The organism is Cedecea neteri NBRC 105707 = ATCC 33855, from assembly GCF_001571265.1.
GTDB lineage: Bacteria > Pseudomonadota > Gammaproteobacteria > Enterobacterales > Enterobacteriaceae > Cedecea > Cedecea neteri.
Genome location: NZ_BCTL01000005.1, coordinates 45170 through 60379, shown reverse-complemented (window position 1 = coordinate 60379; position 15210 = coordinate 45170). Strand labels below are relative to the sequence as shown.

13 protein-coding genes are annotated in these 15210 nt (G+C 60.0%); 1 reads left to right on the top strand and 12 read right to left on the bottom strand.

What is annotated here, in order from left to right; translation table 11 throughout:
- The first annotated feature begins 244 nt into the window (after positions 1-244).
- Positions 245-1498 (top strand): valine--pyruvate transaminase, encoded by a 1254-nt coding sequence (gene avtA / locus CNE01S_RS02770; RefSeq protein ID WP_061273230.1) that lies wholly within the window; start codon positions 245-247, stop codon positions 1496-1498.
- A 39-nt stretch (positions 1499-1537) separates the two neighbouring features.
- Here the strand turns inward: avtA and CNE01S_RS02765 are convergent, their stop codons facing one another.
- From CNE01S_RS02765 to CNE01S_RS02710, 12 genes are all read right to left on the bottom strand, one after another.
- The gene (locus tag CNE01S_RS02765) at positions 1538-2560 is read right to left on the bottom strand and encodes a HoxN/HupN/NixA family nickel/cobalt transporter (RefSeq protein WP_061273226.1); all 1023 of its coding nucleotides are present in this window, start codon (positions 2558-2560) and stop codon (positions 1538-1540) included.
- Entirely contained in the window at positions 2538-4796 is a 2259-nt protein-coding gene (gene hypF / locus CNE01S_RS02760) for a carbamoyltransferase HypF (RefSeq protein WP_061273223.1), read from the bottom strand. Before hypF ends, CNE01S_RS02765 begins: the two co-directional genes overlap by 23 nt.
- Positions 4797-4933: 137 nt before the next feature.
- Positions 4934-7084 (bottom strand): formate dehydrogenase subunit alpha, encoded by a 2151-nt coding sequence (gene fdhF / locus CNE01S_RS02755; protein WP_061273220.1) that lies wholly within the window; start codon positions 7082-7084, stop codon positions 4934-4936.
- 37 nt (positions 7085-7121) lie between these two features.
- Positions 7122-7667 carry an electron transport protein HydN gene (hydN, locus tag CNE01S_RS02750; RefSeq protein WP_061273217.1) on the bottom strand — a complete coding sequence of 182 codons (546 nt, stop codon included), beginning with the start codon at positions 7665-7667 and terminating at the stop codon, positions 7122-7124.
- A 145-nt stretch (positions 7668-7812) separates the two neighbouring features.
- On the bottom strand, positions 7813-8292 hold the full coding sequence (gene hycI, locus CNE01S_RS02745) for a hydrogenase maturation peptidase HycI (protein WP_061273213.1): 480 nt from the start codon (positions 8290-8292) through the stop codon (positions 7813-7815).
- Positions 8285-8695, bottom strand: a complete 411-nt coding sequence (locus CNE01S_RS02740) for a formate hydrogenlyase maturation HycH family protein (RefSeq protein ID WP_061273210.1) — start codon at positions 8693-8695, stop codon at positions 8285-8287. The genes hycI and CNE01S_RS02740 overlap by 8 nt, the downstream gene beginning before the upstream one ends.
- Positions 8695-9459, bottom strand: coding sequence for an NADH-quinone oxidoreductase subunit B family protein (locus CNE01S_RS02735; RefSeq protein ID WP_061273207.1), 765 nt, complete (start codon positions 9457-9459; stop codon positions 8695-8697). The genes CNE01S_RS02740 and CNE01S_RS02735 overlap by 1 nt, the downstream gene beginning before the upstream one ends.
- Positions 9459-10001 (bottom strand): formate hydrogenlyase complex iron-sulfur subunit, encoded by a 543-nt coding sequence (locus CNE01S_RS02730; RefSeq protein WP_038477388.1) that lies wholly within the window; start codon positions 9999-10001, stop codon positions 9459-9461. The genes CNE01S_RS02735 and CNE01S_RS02730 overlap by 1 nt, the downstream gene beginning before the upstream one ends.
- A gap of 104 nt (positions 10002-10105) precedes the next feature.
- A complete protein-coding gene (locus tag CNE01S_RS02725) occupies positions 10106-11815 on the bottom strand; it encodes a hydrogenase large subunit (protein ID WP_061273204.1) in 1710 nt (569 codons plus the stop codon).
- A gap of 17 nt (positions 11816-11832) precedes the next feature.
- Positions 11833-12759 (bottom strand): respiratory chain complex I subunit 1 family protein, encoded by a 927-nt coding sequence (locus CNE01S_RS02720; protein ID WP_061273201.1) that lies wholly within the window; start codon positions 12757-12759, stop codon positions 11833-11835.
- 9 nt (positions 12760-12768) lie between these two features.
- Positions 12769-14577, bottom strand: coding sequence for a formate hydrogenlyase subunit 3 (gene hycC / locus CNE01S_RS02715; RefSeq protein ID WP_061273198.1), 1809 nt, complete (start codon positions 14575-14577; stop codon positions 12769-12771).
- Positions 14574-15179 carry a 4Fe-4S dicluster domain-containing protein gene (locus CNE01S_RS02710; RefSeq protein ID WP_061273197.1) on the bottom strand — a complete coding sequence of 202 codons (606 nt, stop codon included), beginning with the start codon at positions 15177-15179 and terminating at the stop codon, positions 14574-14576. Before CNE01S_RS02710 ends, hycC begins: the two co-directional genes overlap by 4 nt.
- Positions 15180-15210 lie beyond the last annotated feature (31 nt).

The window sequence follows — 15210 nt, the reverse complement described above, 5'->3', positions numbered from 1 at the left end:
CGTTCACTGCCTCTGAACGTAAAGAGAAAATAGATCTATAGGTGAACGGAACTTCATCCGTTTCCCCATAGAAAATATCATATGAGCCAGCATCAATGATGCCGCCGCCATTCAACATATCCTGCTACACAGCACAAATCCCACAGCACATTCGCCAATAGTGGCTATCCTTACCGGGTTTGCACGGCGTTATTTGTAGCGCTATGGTTAGCCTCTTTTCAAAAGTATTCAGCAGACCCACGTTATGACGTTTTCACTTTTCGGCGACAAATTTACCCGCCATGCAGGCATTACCCGCCTGATGGAGGATCTCAACGACGGCCTGCGCACGCCCGGCGCCATCATGCTTGGCGGCGGTAATCCTGCGCAAATCCCGGCGATGAACGACTACTTCCAGCAGCTGCTTTCCGAGATGCTGGCCAGCGGCAAACTGACCGATACGCTATGCAACTACGACGGTCCGCAGGGGAAAAGTGAACTGCTAAAATTGCTTGCCGGGATGCTGCGCGATGAACTGGGTTGGGATATCGAACCACAGAATATTGCACTAACAAACGGCAGTCAGAGCGCGTTTTTCTACTTGTTTAACCTTTTCGCCGGACGTAATGCCGATGGCCGCACCAAAAAGGTGCTCTTCCCGCTGGCGCCGGAGTACATCGGCTACGCGGATGCCGGGCTTGAAGAAGATCTGTTTGTCTCCACTCGCCCGAACATCGAACTGCTGCCGGAAGGCCAGTTTAAGTACCACGTTGACTTCGAACATCTGCATATCGGCGAAGATACCGGCATGATTTGCGTATCACGCCCGACTAACCCGACCGGCAACGTGATAACCGATGAAGAGCTAATGAAGCTGGACGCGCTGGCCAACCAGCACGGCATTCCGCTGGTTATTGATAACGCCTACGGCGTGCCGTTCCCCGGCATCATCTTTAGCGAAGCCCGCCCGCTGTGGAACCCGAACATCATCCTGTGCATGAGCCTGTCCAAGCTCGGCCTGCCGGGCAGCCGCTGTGGGGTCATTATCGCTAACGAGAAAATCATCTCCGCCATCAGCAACATGAACGGCATTATCAGTCTGGCACCGGGCGGTATTGGCCCGGCGATGGCCTGCGAAATGATCAAGCGTAACGATCTGCTGCGCCTGTCCGAGACGGTTATCAAACCGTTCTACTACCAGCGCGTGCATGAAACTATCGCCGTGATCCGCCGCTACCTGTCGCCGGAGCGCTGCCTGATTCACAAGCCGGAAGGCGCCATTTTTCTGTGGCTGTGGTTTAAAGACCTGCCGATCACCACCGAACTGCTGTACCAGCGCCTGAAAAAGCGCGGCGTGCTGATGGTGCCGGGCGATTACTTCTTCCCAGGGCTGGACAAGCCGTGGCCGCACACTCACCAGTGCATGCGCATGAACTATGTGCCGGAGCCGGAAAAGATTGAGGCAGGGGTGAAAATCCTGGCCGAAGAGATTGAGCGAGCCTGGGCAGAAGCCGAGTAACAAGTAGCAATAGAAAACGGGGCTCAAGGCCCCGTTTTTTTATCTCACCACTAAAGCGTCGTACCCTTTCCAGCGGTAGTTCACCATCGAAATCCCCCAGCAGGCGATAAACAGCCCGACAACGACAAATCCGGCGTTGCCGAGATTATCGTTGAGCGCCCCAACCCACTGCCAGATCCCGCCCTCAAGCCCGAACTTGTCCGCCAGCAGGCCCAGCGCCTCAAGGCCGCCAATAAACAGCGCCACCACCACAGAAGTGCCGGTAATCGTCATGTTGTAGTAAAGCTTGCGCTGCGGCTTGTTGAAGGCCCAGCCGTAAGCACCCACCATAATCACGTTATCAAGGGTATCGATCAGCGCCATGCCGCTGGCAAACAGCGCCGGGAACACTAGAATCGACCAGATAGACATCCCGCTGGACGCGCTGGCGGCAGAAATGCCCAGCACGCCGATTTCGGTGGCGGTATCAAAGCCCAGGCCAAACAGGAAACCGACCAGGTACATATGCCAGCTTTTGCCGATCAGGCGGAAAACGGAGTTAAACAGCCAGCTCATCATGCCGCCGCCGGTCATTTCCGTCGCATCAGCTGCCAGCGGCTCGCCGCGTTTAAGCTGGCGGAAGTTGCGCCATACGCCGCGTAAAATAACGAGGTTCACCAGCGCCATCGCCAGCAGGAAGCAGGCTGAAACAGCGGTGCCGATCACGCCGCCAACGTCGTGAAACCAGTCCATTCTTTGCTGGAAGGCCGCCGCCGTGGCCGCAATAGCGACAGAAGCCAGAATCACAATGCTGGAGTGGCCCAGCGAGAACCAGGCCCCCACGCCAAACGGGCGTTTTCCCTGCTGCATCATCTTGCGGGTCACGTTATCAATCGCGGCAATATGGTCGGCATCTACCGCGTGGCGCAGGCCGTAACACCAGGCCAGCAGGCTTGCCGCCATCAGCGCCGAACTATGGTTAAACGCCACCAACGCCCAGGCCCATGCGGCAAAATTAGCCGCCACTAAAACCGCCAGCAGCAGGCCGGCTCGTGGATTGTCACGAAGAACACGCATTAACATCTTTTTTATCCTTGTGGTGATTCAAATAGCGGGCAGCGGCAACCACTGCCTGCCCCAGGGAAAGCGCCCCATCGCCGGCCGGAAGCCGCGTCGGGAAGAAAGTTTTAAAATCGGAGAGATAGAACGCCAGGCGCTCGCGCAGCAGGCGGTTGTGCAGCACGCCGCCACAGCAGGCGACGGTGGTCACGCCGGTCAGCAACGCATGATGACGAACCAGCGCAGCAAGGCCTTTCGCCAGCGCATCGTGGAATACCCAGGCCCGCGCTCCGGCCTCGCTCTGCCAGCCAAACCATTGCCGCCAGAAGGCCGCCAGGTCGAGATGACCGTTCACCAACGGCAGCGTGACAGGATGTGAGCAGGGGCCCGCGTCCAGCGCCAGGGCTTCAAGGCGGCAGGCGGCTTCACCCTCATAGCTTTGCTGCCAGGGCGCGCAGTTAAGCGCGGCGGCAACTGCGTCAAACAGTCGCCCGCAGGAGGAGGCCAACGGAGCGTTAACCCGCCGCGCGACGGCTTTTGCCAGCGGCTGCCAGTTTTGTGCCCTTATCGCCTTCGTTTCGGGATAGCGCTGCCAGCCGGGCACAAACGCCTCGCACTGCGCCAGCAAGTTGCGCCACGGCTGCACGGCCGCCAAATCACCGCCCGGTAGAGCCACGGCAGGCAGCCCGCCAAGATGAACACAGCGCCGATAGTTCACCAGTAGGCATTCGCCGCCCCAAAGCTTGCCGTCCTCGCCATAGCCAATGCCGTCCAGCGCAAGAGCGAGTACGTTGCCGCCATTCAGCGGCCAGCCGTATTCGGCCAGGCAGGCCGCTGCGTGGGCGTGGTGATGCAGCACTTCGGTGACCGGAAGCGCCATTTCATGGCCCACCTGCGCGCTGCGGTAGCAAGGATGGGCATCGAGCGCGACATGTTCCGCGTCAAAGCCGTAGATCCTGCTCATCAGCGCCAGCGAGCTTCGCCATTGGGCCTCCACGCCCTCCTGAGCCAAATCGCCAAAGTGCTGGCTGAGCACGGCCTGCCCATCGCGAACCAGGCAGAAGGTATTTTTGAGATCGCCCCCCAGCGCCAAAATCGGCGGCAAACCTTTAAAGCCAGCAGGCAAAGGCAGCGCATCCGGTACAAAACCTCGCGCACGGCGCAGCATTTCGCCGCTGGCTCGCATAACCGAGTCGTCCATGCGCTGAAGAATGTCGCGGTTATGCAGCAGAAAACCGTCGGCAATGCCTTCTAAATCCTGAATTGCCTGAGCGTTGTCGATGGCCGGAGGCCTGCCGTTCAGATTCCCGGAGGTCATCACCAGTGGGCCGCCGAAGTCCTGCACCAGCAGGTGCTGAAGGGGATTGGCGGGCAGCAGCACGCCGATTTCATTGCGCCCCGGCGCCACGGCAGCGCTCAGCCCCTGCAGGCAATCACTTCTCACCAGCACCACCGGCGCTGCAGGCGTTGAAAGCAGCGCCCCGGCTTCCTCGGGCAGCCCTTCGATCGTGGCAATCATCACCGCCAGCGGTTTGGCTGGCCGCTGCTTACGCGCCCGGAGGCGTTCAACGGCGGCATCGTTACGGGCATCAACGGCAAGGTGAAAACCGCCGAGGCCTTTCACCGCAACGATTTTGCCCTCGTGCAGCTCGGCAACGGCCTGCGCAAGCGCCTGCTCACCCTCAAGCCGTTGCTCTCCCTGCTGCCAGAAAATTTGCGGCCCGCAGTCCGGGCAGGCTACCGGCTGAGCGTGAAAACGCCTGTCCATCGGGTTGCGATATTCTTCATCGCAAACCTTACAAAGCGGAAACGCCGCCATCACCGTGGACGGGCGGTCATAAGGCATCGCGCGGATGATGGTGAAGCGCGGCCCACAGTGGGTGCAGTTGATAAACGGATAGCGATATCTGCGGTCGGCGGGGTCCTTAAGCTCGCGCAGGCATTCCGGGCAAGTGGCGGCATCCGGCACGATTTGGGTGTCCATCGCGCCGCTGCCGCTGTGGCGAATGCTGAAGTCCGCAGGCAAAACGTCCCAGGTCATGGGCTGCAGCCCCACGCTGTCGATGCGAGCCAGCGGCGGGCAATGTGCGTAAAGCTCGCCCAGAAACGCTTCCGGGCTGGCCGCCAGGCGAACCACAACGCCTTCTCCGTCGTTACAGACGTCACCCACCAGCTTAAAGCGCTGTGCGATTTGCCAGACAAACGGACGGAAGCCAACGCCCTGCACTTTGCCGCGAATGCGGAGTTCAGTTCCCCTCACCCTAACCCTCTCCCCAGAGGGGCGAGGGGACAGATCGAGTTCAACCACAGCTTCTCCCACTTCTGAACGAGGAGAGACATCAGACTCAGATCTTCCCCCTCTCCCTTCCAGGGAGAGGACCGGGGTGAGGGTAAAAATCACGCTTCCACCGCCTCGCGCAGCCGCGCTTTCATGCTGTTGTAGGTCGTTTGCGCATAGTTCTCCGCCCACGCCTGATCCTCAATCGCGCTAACCTTCACCGCGCAATACTTGGTTTCCGGCGTTTTGGAGATCGGGTCGAGATTATCCTGCGTCAGCTCGTTACAGGCGCCAATCCACCACTGATAGGTCATGTAGACGGAGCCTTTGTTGATGCGCTCGCTCACGTCCGCGCGGCTGATAACCTTGCCGCGACGCGAACTTACCCAAACCAGCTGCCGGTCTTTAATACCTAACGCATCCGCATCCAGCGGGTTGATTTGCACAAAGCCGGGTTCATCGGCGAGGGTTTGCAGCGCGGCACAGTTACCGGTCATCGAGCGGCAGGAGTAATGCCCGACTTCACGCACGGTGCAAAGCACCAGCGGGTAGCTGTCGTCGGGAACTTCGGCTGGCGCGCGCCATGCGGCGGCAAACAGCTGGCCTTTGCCGCTCGGCGTGTCAAATTTGCTCCCCTTGTAGAGATACGGCGTGCCGGGATGCTCGAGCGTCGGGCAAGGCCACTGCACGTGCCCCATATCGCCCATTTTTTCGTAGGTCACGCCGTAAAACAGCGGGCACAGTTCGCGCAGCTCATCCCAGATTTGCTGGTTGTTTTCGTAGTGCATCGGATAGCCCATCGCCGTCGAAAGCAGGCTGATGATTTCCCAGTCGCGCTTCACGTTGTACTTCGGCTCAATCGCTTTTTCAAAGCGCTGGAAGCCTCGATCGGCGCAGGTAAAGACGCCGCCGTGCTCGCCCCAGGAGGTCGCCGGCAGCAGCACATCCGCCACTTCGGCGGTTTTGGTCATGAAGATGTCCTGCACCACGACGAAGTCGAGTGCCTCAAACCCTTTGCGCACCAGGCCCAGGTCTGCTTCGGTCTGGAGCGGATCTTCGCCCATGATGTAATAGGCTTTAACCTTGCCCTCGATCGCCAGATGCGGCACTTCGGTAATGCGCACGCCAACTTTGTCATCCATCACCGCAGGGTCGATGCCCCAGGCTTTGGCAAACTTCGCGCGAACCTCGGGATCAACCACATCCTGGTAGCCGGGGAACTGGTTAGGCAGCACGCCCATATCACAGGCGCCCTGCACGTTGTTCTGCCCACGCACCGGCCCAACGCCGACGTTTTCACGGCCCAGGTTACCGGTGAGCAGCGCCAGGCTGGACAGCCCTTTAACCACGTCTACGGCCTGGCCAAACTGGGTCACGCCCATGCCCCACATGATGGTCGCTGAAGGTGCCGCAGCGAAAGTGCGCATCGCCTGGCGAACCTGCTGCGCGGGAATACCGGTCAGGTGCTCGACGTCCTCTGGCGCATAGTCCTTCACGGTTTCACGGTAGGCATCCAGCCCTTCGGCATATTTGGCGACGTACTCTTTGTCGTACAGCTGCTCTTCCAGCAGCACGTAGCCAAAGGCGTTCACCAGCGCCATGTTGCAGCCGTTTTTGATTTGCAGATGCTGGTCGGCAATGCGGGCGGTTTCGATGCGGCGCGGGTCGCAAACGATAATTTTGGCGCCGTTGCTTTTGGCCTTAATCACCCGGCGCGCCACGATAGGATGCGAGTCAGCGCAGTTGTAACCCACCACCAGCAGGCATTTGGAGTTTTCGATATCGCCGATGGAGTTGCTCATCGCCCCGTTACCCAGCGTCGCCTGCAGCCCGGCAACAGATGGGCCGTGGCACACGCGGGCGCAGCAGTCGACGTTGTTGGTGTTCAGCACCGCGCGGGCGAATTTCTGCATCACGAAGTTGGTTTCGTTCCCCGTTCCGCGCGAGGAACCGGTAGTCATAATGGCGCGTGGGCCAAACTGCTCTTTAATCGCCTTCAGGCGCGCAGCGGTGTAGCTAATCGCCTCTTCCCAGCTGACCGGCTGCAGCTTGCCGCCCTTCTCGTAGCGGATCATCGGCTGCGTCAGGCGAGGGGTCAGCAGCTTGGTATCGTTAAGAAAATCCCAGCCGTAGTAGCCTTTCAGGCAGAGTTCGTTTTGGTTAGTCACGCCCCCGGCCGCTTCGGCACGAATGATTTTGTTGTTCTCAACGACCAGTTTCAGTTTGCAGCCTGCGCCACAGTAAGGGCAGACGCTGGTAATTTTTTTCATCAGTAACAGACCTGTTAAAAGTTGAAATGCATAGGGATTAGAAGGTCAGGGCCGCAGGGGCATCTAACGCGGCACGGCGGCGTTTTTCCGCGCTCATTTGTTCCAGCCGGTTGCGGTCAACGCACAGAATGGCGTTGGTCGGGCAGGCTTCCAGGCAGGCCGGGCCAGCCTCGCGGTGGTAGCAAAGGTCACATTTGTTGGCCTCGGCTTTTTCCGCCATCACGTTCAGCCCGGCACCGCTGTTGCGGATCACCGGCCGCACGACGACTTCCATCGCGCCATAAGGGCAGGCGACGACGCAGGTTTTGCAGCCGATGCAGCGTTCCTGCATCACGTGCACAAAGCCCTGGTCCCGGCTGATGGCGCCGTTAGGGCAGACGTTCGCGCAGGGCGCGTCCTCGCACTGGCGGCACATGGTGGCGGTAGAAACATTCACACCTTTGATGACGTGAATGCGTGGCAAGAAGGTTTTTGGGGTCAGCGCCGAGCAGTCCTGGTTCTCCTGGTGGGAGACGACGCAGGCCACCTCACAAGTGCGGCAGCCGATGCATTTGCTCGAATCGGCAATGATGAAGCGGTTCATCATAAACTCCTGCAATAAGTGTGTTATCGCAGGGGCTTATTCACAAACCGTGCCAAAAATTAAAAACCAATAATTTCAATAAATTGAATTAAAATGAGCAATGAAAGAAGATGACATCGACACTAATGACGATGTCATTAGTGACTTACAGGCCTTCTGTTTCTTCCGCCGCCAGCAGCTCATACCCACCAAAACCAGTCCACGTCGCCAGCCGCTGGTAAACCTGCTCCACCGCTGCTTTCACCGCCTCCGTCATTGGATAGTAAAAACCGACGATATCCGGCTGAATACCGAGGAACACCACTTCGCCGACATCCTCTTTAAGCTGATCGACCAGATAATTAAGCGGCATGTTGTGGGTGGTCATCATAAACATCTCGGCGATGTCGTCCGGATCGATAACGCGAATCTCGCCGGGGTTGAGCATCATGTCGGTGGCATCCACAATCAACAGCAGTTCCGGGCGCAGTTCGCGGATGGCGACCACGTCGTTTTCCGGCGCGCTGCCGCCGTCGATCACCACCCAGTCGCCCTGCGGAGAAGCCTGACACTTCTCGGCCAACAGCGGGCCTGCGCCGTCGTCACCCATCATGCTGTTGCCTACGCAAAGCAGTACCTTAGTCATAGCGTCTCCTTACCATCAGGTAGATGGCGGGTTCTTGTTGAATGGCCTGCAGCATGTCGAGGAGCGCCTGGCTCCAGCCCTGCTGTTCTGCCGTTTGCGTTGGCTTAGCCGCATCCAACGCCCGGGCCAGCATCACCACGTGGCTCTGGTCGATAACGATTTCACCGTAGCGCGGCACGCCGTTCATTTTGCGTCGGGCCTCGCCGTCGACCTCCAGCGTGGCTATCCAAGCCTGATAGGCTTCAAGCGGGCAAACCAGGCTCTCTTTCAGGCAGTCGATCACCCCCAAATGGTGGCCAATCGCCAGGCTGTAGTAGACCACCTGCTGGGCGTCAGCCGGGGTGTTGTCGTTCTCGTCGACAAACTTGCGGCTGAGCTGACAGAACACCACCGACTCGCTCATTACACGCGCTCCTGATGAACCAGTTGCTCAAGGTTAGTGACGATTTCCGTCAGGCGTGGGTCGTTTTCCGCGCTCAGCCACTGCTGAACGGCGCCGCCCCCGGTCGTCAGGTTAGTCATGTAGCTGTCGGCAATCTGGCGACCATAGCGGTAGCCCGCCAGGCGGCGAGCAGCGCGGTCAATGCGCACGCGCAGCGGCTGAACCATATCCGGATGGAGGATTTTTGCAGGCTCAACGTCCAGCTCGCTTGCCGGGCGTGCGTGGATTTTCTGTTCCAGCAGGCCAAGCGCCATCGCGAAGCCGTACAGCGTGGCGGCAGGCGTGGGTGGGCAGCCAGGGATGTACACATCGACCGGCACGATTTTATCGGTCCCGCCCCAGACGCAGTAAAGGTCGTGGAAGATCCCGCCGCTGTTTCCGCAGGCGCCGTAGGAGATGCAAATTTTAGGATCGGGCGCCGACTCCCAGGCACGCAGCGCCGGGGAACGCATCGCGCGAGTTACCGCCCCGGTAAACAGCAGAATATCGGCATGACGCGGGGAAGGAACCACTTTGATCCCAAAGCGTTCTGCATCGAACAGCGGCGAAAGCGTAGCAAAAATCTCGATTTCGCAGCCGTTACAGCCACCGCAGTCCACGCGGTAAACGTAGGCAGAGCGTTTGATGTTTTTCAGCAACGACGCCTTCATGCTGGCGATAGATTCGTCCACCGTCATCGGCACCGGAATGCCGTTGTGGTCGCGCGGCCCCAGTAGGTTACTCATTAGCTGGCCTCTCTCATCTGACGGCTAAAGTCGATCCGGTCGGACGACACCAGGCTTTGCTGGCGCTTGCAGTCCGGGCAGGTTTCAAATGCCCCACGGCGGCTTTCCGCGCGGGAATCGCCGTTGTGCTCAAGCAGCGCAATGGCGTAGTCGATCTCTTTTTGCACGGCGAACGGGCGGCCGCACTCGCGGCAGTTGCACAGCGGGAAGCTGGCCTGCTGCAGGAAGTCGGCTTTATTCCATACCGCCAGCTCGTACTGCTGCGAAAGCTTGATGGCGGCAGTCGGGCAAACCTCTTCGCAGCGCCCGCAAAAGATGCAGCGCCCGAGGTTGAAGCTCCACTGCAGTTGCCCGGCGGCCAGGTCAGTCTCAACGCTCAGCGCATTGGACGGGCAGGCGTTAACGCAGGCGGCACAGCCGATGCATTGCTGAGGGTTGTGCTCGGGCTTGCCGCGAAAGTTAGGGTCCACGGCGATGGGCTGGAGCGGATAAGACTCGGTTGCCACGCCGCCCTTGATGGCTTTTTTGATGAAGTTAAACATGCGTTTTCCTTGTTTGCCTGGTCTTGGAACAACCCCTCACCCTAACCCTCTCCCCTAAGGGGAGAGGGCCGGGGTGAGGGTCAGTCACCGAACAGGCATCAAAATCATTTCAGCGGCGAATTGGTGCGCTCAATGCTGTAGCGCTCCAGCTCTTTGTACGGCACCACCTGGCTTTTCTTCTTACGTACGTCCACCACCGTCATGCGGTCGGTGCAGGAGTAGCAAGGGTCAAGGCTGCCGATAATCAGCGGGGCGTCCGACACCGTGTTGCCGCGCAGCATGTAGCGCAGCGTTGGCCAGTTGGCGTAGGTCGCCGCCCGGCAGCGCCAGCGGTAAAGCTTCTGGTTGTCGCCGGTCATGCTCCAGTGGATATCGTCCCCGCGCGGCGCTTCCGAAAAGCCCAGCGCAAAGCGGTTTGGAATGTAGGTAAAACCGTCCACGGCGAGCGGGCCGCCCGGCAGGTTATCCAGCCCGAAATCAATCATGTTTAGCGCGGTGAAGACTTCGTTGATGCGCACTTTCAGGCGGGAAAGCACGTCGCAGCCGTCGAGGCTATGCACTTCCATCGGCAGCAGGCCGTAGCCCACAAACGGATGGTCGGCGCGGGTATCGCGGGCGTGGCCGCTGGCACGCACCATTGGGCCGACGTTGCTGAAGTCACGGGCTATTTGCGGGTCGAGGCGGCCAATGCCCACGGTGCGCTGCTCGATGTTCGGCGTGCTCAGCAGAATATCCACCAGGTCTTTCACCTCCCGGCGCATCTGCTGGGCGAGCTGGCGGGTCTGGATCATGTCGTCTTTCAGCAGGTCACGACGGATGCCGCCGATCAGGTTCAGGCCGTAGGTTTTACGCGCCCCGGTCAGGATCTCCGCCATTTTCATCGACATTTCGCGCACGCGGAAGAACTGCATAAAGCCGGAGTCGAAGCCCACAAAGTGACAGGCCAGGCCGAGGTTCAGCAGGTGGCTGTGAAGGCGCTCAACCTCCAGCAGGATGGCGCGAATCATCTGCGCGCGTTCCGGGACCACAATCCCCATCGCGTTTTCCACTGAGGTGGTATAGGCGGTGCTGTGGGCGAAGCCGCAAATGCCGCACACGCGGTCGGACAGGAAAGTGACTTCGTTATAGCCCATGCGGGTTTCCGCCAGCTTCTCCATGCCGCGGTGGACGTAGAACAGGCGATAATCGGCGTCGATAATGTTTTCGCCATCGACGAACAGGCGGAAGTGGCCCGGTTCGTCAGAAGTGACGTGCAGCGGGCCAATCGGCACCACGTTGTTCTTTTTCGTGCCCAGTTCGTTGATGAACTCGTAGGTCTCTTTGTCGGTGGTCGGCGCCGGGCGCTGGCGGTAATCCATGCTGTCTTTACGCAGTGGATAAAGATCGTCCGGCCAGTCGTCCGGCAGCACCAGGCGGCGTTCATCGGGCAGGCCAACCGGCTGCAGGCCGTACATATCGCGGACTTCGCGTTCGCCCCAAACGGCGGCAGGCACACGAGGCGTGACGGACGGGAACTCCGGTTTGTCGGCATCCACTTCCACACGCACGGTGATCCAGCACTTCACGCCGCTTTCCATCGACAGGACGTAATACACCGCATAGCTGCCGCACAGCTGGCGTTCATCGTTCCCAAACAGCACCGAAAGCCAGCCGCCCTGCTGGTAGTAAAGCCATTCCACCACTTCCGGCAGCATGTTGAGCTTCACGGTGACGGTGATTTGATCTTTCGTCTGCCAGGCTTCGTCGAGCACCGCATTCGGGAATTTCTGATGCAGCGCGGCGAGATACTGTTGACCAATTTTTTCTTCAGACATCGATAAATTCTCTTAAATCACGCCGCCAGCAAGGAGACGAAGGCTAAAAAGGCAAAGCCAAAACCGGCCCAGGTAATGCGCGAGGTTTCCAGCATCCGCAGGCGCGCCATGCTGTTTTCAAACAGCGCGATAATCAGTACGCCCGCCACCAGCTTGACGACGGCCAGCACTACGGCGAGAACAAGTCCGCCCCAGCTAAAGGCGCTCATCTGCCCCCACGGCAGGAACACGCCGACAAACATTTGCAGCACAACCAGCTGCTTGAGGGAAATGCCCCACTTCAGCACCGCAAAACCCGCGCCGCTGTATTCGGACAAAGGCCCTTCCTGCAGCTCCTGTTCGGCTTCGGCGAGGTCAAACGGCAGCTTGCCCATTTCAATGAAGGTCGCGAAAGCGCAGGCGGCGAAGGCCAGCATCAGCGTCAGGGTTTGCGCCACTGGCCAGGCGTGAATAGCCCCGGCGATATTGCTGATGTGGGTGCTGCCTGCAACCTGAGCGGCCACCCACAGGCCCAGCAGCAGAATCGGCTCGACCAGCACGCCGAGCATCGCTTCGCGGCTCGCGCCAATCCCGGTGAACGGGCTGCCGGTGTCTAATCCGGCGATGGCGAAGAAGAAGCGGGCGATGGCGAACAGGTAAATTAAGGTGATCAGGTCACCTAATGACGGCAGCGGCGAGGCAATCGTCACCACCGGCAGCGCGGTGGCGATGGTCAGCATCACGCCCACCATCACGAACGGCATCAGGCGGAAAACCCAGCCGGACGCGGCGGGCGCCACGCTCTGGCGGCCCAGCAGCTTGAACAGATCCCGGTATTCCTGCAGCAAGCCGGGGCCACGGCGGTTATGCAGCCGGGCGCGCGTCACGCGGGTAATGCCGGACAGCAGCGGCGCGGCAAAAAACAGCGCCAGCGCCTGGATCAGGGCAAATAAAAACGTAGTCATATCAGTTCCTCAGGCAACCATCGCCACCAGTAAGACCGCCAGCTCAACCATCGCCAGGCGGCGGAACGTGCCGGACAGGCACTCGCCCTGCCAGCCGGGCATCCATTTCCCAGGGTTCAGGGTGTGGCGCAGCTTAAGCAAAGGCGCAAACGCCGCTTTTACCGGCTGGGCAAAGCCCGTCGCGGTGATCACCATCGCCTGTTCATGGTCGTAGCCGCAGACCCAGGCCGAGCCGCGGGAGCGGTTTGGCAGGCGGTCGCCACGGAAAACGATCATCAAAATAAACGGCAGCAGCGGAGAGGCGACCAGCAGCAGCGTCATCATCGGCTGAGACACGGCGGTATGCGCCGTTTGCAGCGGCAGCGGAACGGCATGCTGAAGCAGCGGCAGCAGCCACGGTGAAGCCACACCGGCCACAACGCAGCACGCGGCCAGTAACGCTACGCTTACGTTCATCAGCCACGGTGCGGAGGTCGCATTTTCTGCTTCTTTGGTTCGCGGCGCGCCCAGGAAGGTGACGCCATACACTTTCGCCATACACATCACCGCCAGCGCGCCGGTAATCGCCAGCCCAACGGCCAGCAGCGGCCCGATAAAGCGGCCGACAAACAGCGGCAGGCTGCCGAGACGGAAGAACGACTGATAGATAACCCATTCCCCGGCAAAGCCGTTCAGCGGCGGCAGCGCGGCCATCGCCATCAGCCCGACCAGCATAGCCAGCGAGATAACCGGCATGCGTTTACCGATCCCGCCCAGCTTCTCGATGTCGCGATGCCCGGTACGGAACCAAACCGCGCCAGCGCCGAGGAACAGCGTGGTTTTAAACAGGCTGTGGTTGAAGAGGTGATAAAGCCCGCCGGTCATGCCCAGCGCCACCAGCACCGGCTCATTCAGCGCGATGCCGATCAGGCCGCAGCCCAGACCCAGCAAAATAATGCCGATGTTTTCAAGGGAGTGATAAGCCAGCAGGCGGTTGATGTTGTGCTCCATCAGCGCGTAAAGCCCGCCGATAAACGCCGTGATCATGCCGACCACCACCACCAGCACACCCCACCACAGCGGCAAAACGTGGCTGATAAGCGAGAAGCACATGATGCCGTACAGGCCAATCTTCAACACCACGGCGGAGAACAGCGCGGCTGCCGGAGCAGAGGCATTCGCATGCGCCTGCGGCACCCAGCCGTGCAGCGGAATAATCCCGGCCAGCAGCCCAAAGCCGAGCAGCGCGAGGATCAGTACTGGGGCTGGCAGCGGCGTGCCGTTGAGTAAATGACGCAGATCGCCATAACCCAGGGTGCCGTAGCGCTGCCACATCAGCCAGCAGGCGATAACCAACAGCACGGTGCCGAGGCGGCCCAGCGCAAACCACAGCTGCCCGGACTTCTGGCAGCCGGTCAGGAAGTAGCCTGCCAGAGAGATGATTTCCGCCATCGCCACCAGCGTGACGAAATTATCGGCCACCAGCGCCGCCACGCTTGCCGCCAGGATTAGGTTAATCAGCAGGCCGTTGGCTTTTATTTCAGCGTGGCGGTGCCAGGCGCAGTTAAACAGGGAGATGAACAGGCCGCTTAGCGCCACGGTGACCAGCCAGACGCCGTTAAAGGCGTTGAGCTGAAGGTGCCAGTGCCAGATTTGCGCGTCGCCGCTGAAGCCCAGCAGCGCCTGAACGCCCGCGACAAGCAAAAGCACGGAGCTGATTGCGCCGCCAACGCCGGCGAAAAAGCCGCTCAGCGGCTTAGAAAATGCCAGAACTCCGGCTAACACGGCGCTAACGACAAACCCCAAAAGCGCCCAGTGAATCAGTAGAAAAGCATTCATTTTCTCGCCTCTGGCTGGGTAAACAGGGTCAGGTCGCCGAGCGACGCACCAAGCGTCAGCTCACGCTTACGTTTGCTGGCCTGGGCGATGTCTTTGTTGTCGATAAGGCGCAGCGCCTTGGTCGGACAGGTGCGAACGCAGGCCGGGCCGCTTTCATCGAAGCTGCACAGGTCACATTTGACCGCGATAGCACGAACGCCAGGCACCCAGTCGAGCAGCGGGCTAACGCGAGCCGGGGCCGGAGGCGCAGGTGGCGCTTTCGGGCTGTTAACGTTGGCGGGAACATGCAGCGGGCGGCTGCCGGAAAATTCAATGGCGCCGAACGGGCAGGCAATGCCGCAAAGTTTGCAGCTTACGCACAGGCTTTCATTCAGTTGCACAGCGCCGTCCACGCGGGTTATCGCGTTGACCGGGCAAACCCCGGCGCAGGGTGCGTCTTCGCAGTGGTGGCACATCTGCGGCGCAGATTCATTCAGGTTGCGCATGACTTTCAGGCGCGGCAGGGACTGCAGGCCGTGCAGGCGGTGCGTCTCGGCGCAGGCCGCTTCGCAGGTATGGCAGCCCATACACAATTTTGAGTCAGCGATTACAAAACGGTTCACCAGTTCTTCCTCAGGTGACAATCGTCATTTT

Excerpts from the sequence above, each read along its gene's own strand:
- avtA (WP_061273230.1), top strand. The coding sequence starts at position 245 with ATGACGTTTTCACTTTTCGGCGACAAATTTACCCGCCATGCAGGCATT.
- CNE01S_RS02765 (WP_061273226.1), bottom strand. The coding sequence starts at position 2,560 with ATGTTAATGCGTGTTCTTCGTGACAATCCACGAGCCGGCCTGCTGCTG.
- fdhF (WP_061273220.1), bottom strand. The coding sequence starts at position 7,084 with ATGAAAAAAATTACCAGCGTCTGCCCTTACTGTGGCGCAGGCTGCAAA.
- hydN (WP_061273217.1), bottom strand. The coding sequence starts at position 7,667 with ATGAACCGCTTCATCATTGCCGATTCGAGCAAATGCATCGGCTGCCGC.
- hycI (WP_061273213.1), bottom strand. The coding sequence starts at position 8,292 with ATGACTAAGGTACTGCTTTGCGTAGGCAACAGCATGATGGGTGACGAC.
- CNE01S_RS02740 (WP_061273210.1), bottom strand. The coding sequence starts at position 8,695 with ATGAGCGAGTCGGTGGTGTTCTGTCAGCTCAGCCGCAAGTTTGTCGAC.
- CNE01S_RS02735 (WP_061273207.1), bottom strand. The coding sequence starts at position 9,459 with ATGAGTAACCTACTGGGGCCGCGCGACCACAACGGCATTCCGGTGCCG.
- CNE01S_RS02730 (WP_038477388.1), bottom strand. The coding sequence starts at position 10,001 with ATGTTTAACTTCATCAAAAAAGCCATCAAGGGCGGCGTGGCAACCGAG.
- CNE01S_RS02725 (WP_061273204.1), bottom strand. The coding sequence starts at position 11,815 with ATGTCTGAAGAAAAAATTGGTCAACAGTATCTCGCCGCGCTGCATCAG.
- CNE01S_RS02720 (WP_061273201.1), bottom strand. The coding sequence starts at position 12,759 with ATGACTACGTTTTTATTTGCCCTGATCCAGGCGCTGGCGCTGTTTTTT.
- hycC (WP_061273198.1), bottom strand. The coding sequence starts at position 14,577 with ATGAATGCTTTTCTACTGATTCACTGGGCGCTTTTGGGGTTTGTCGTT.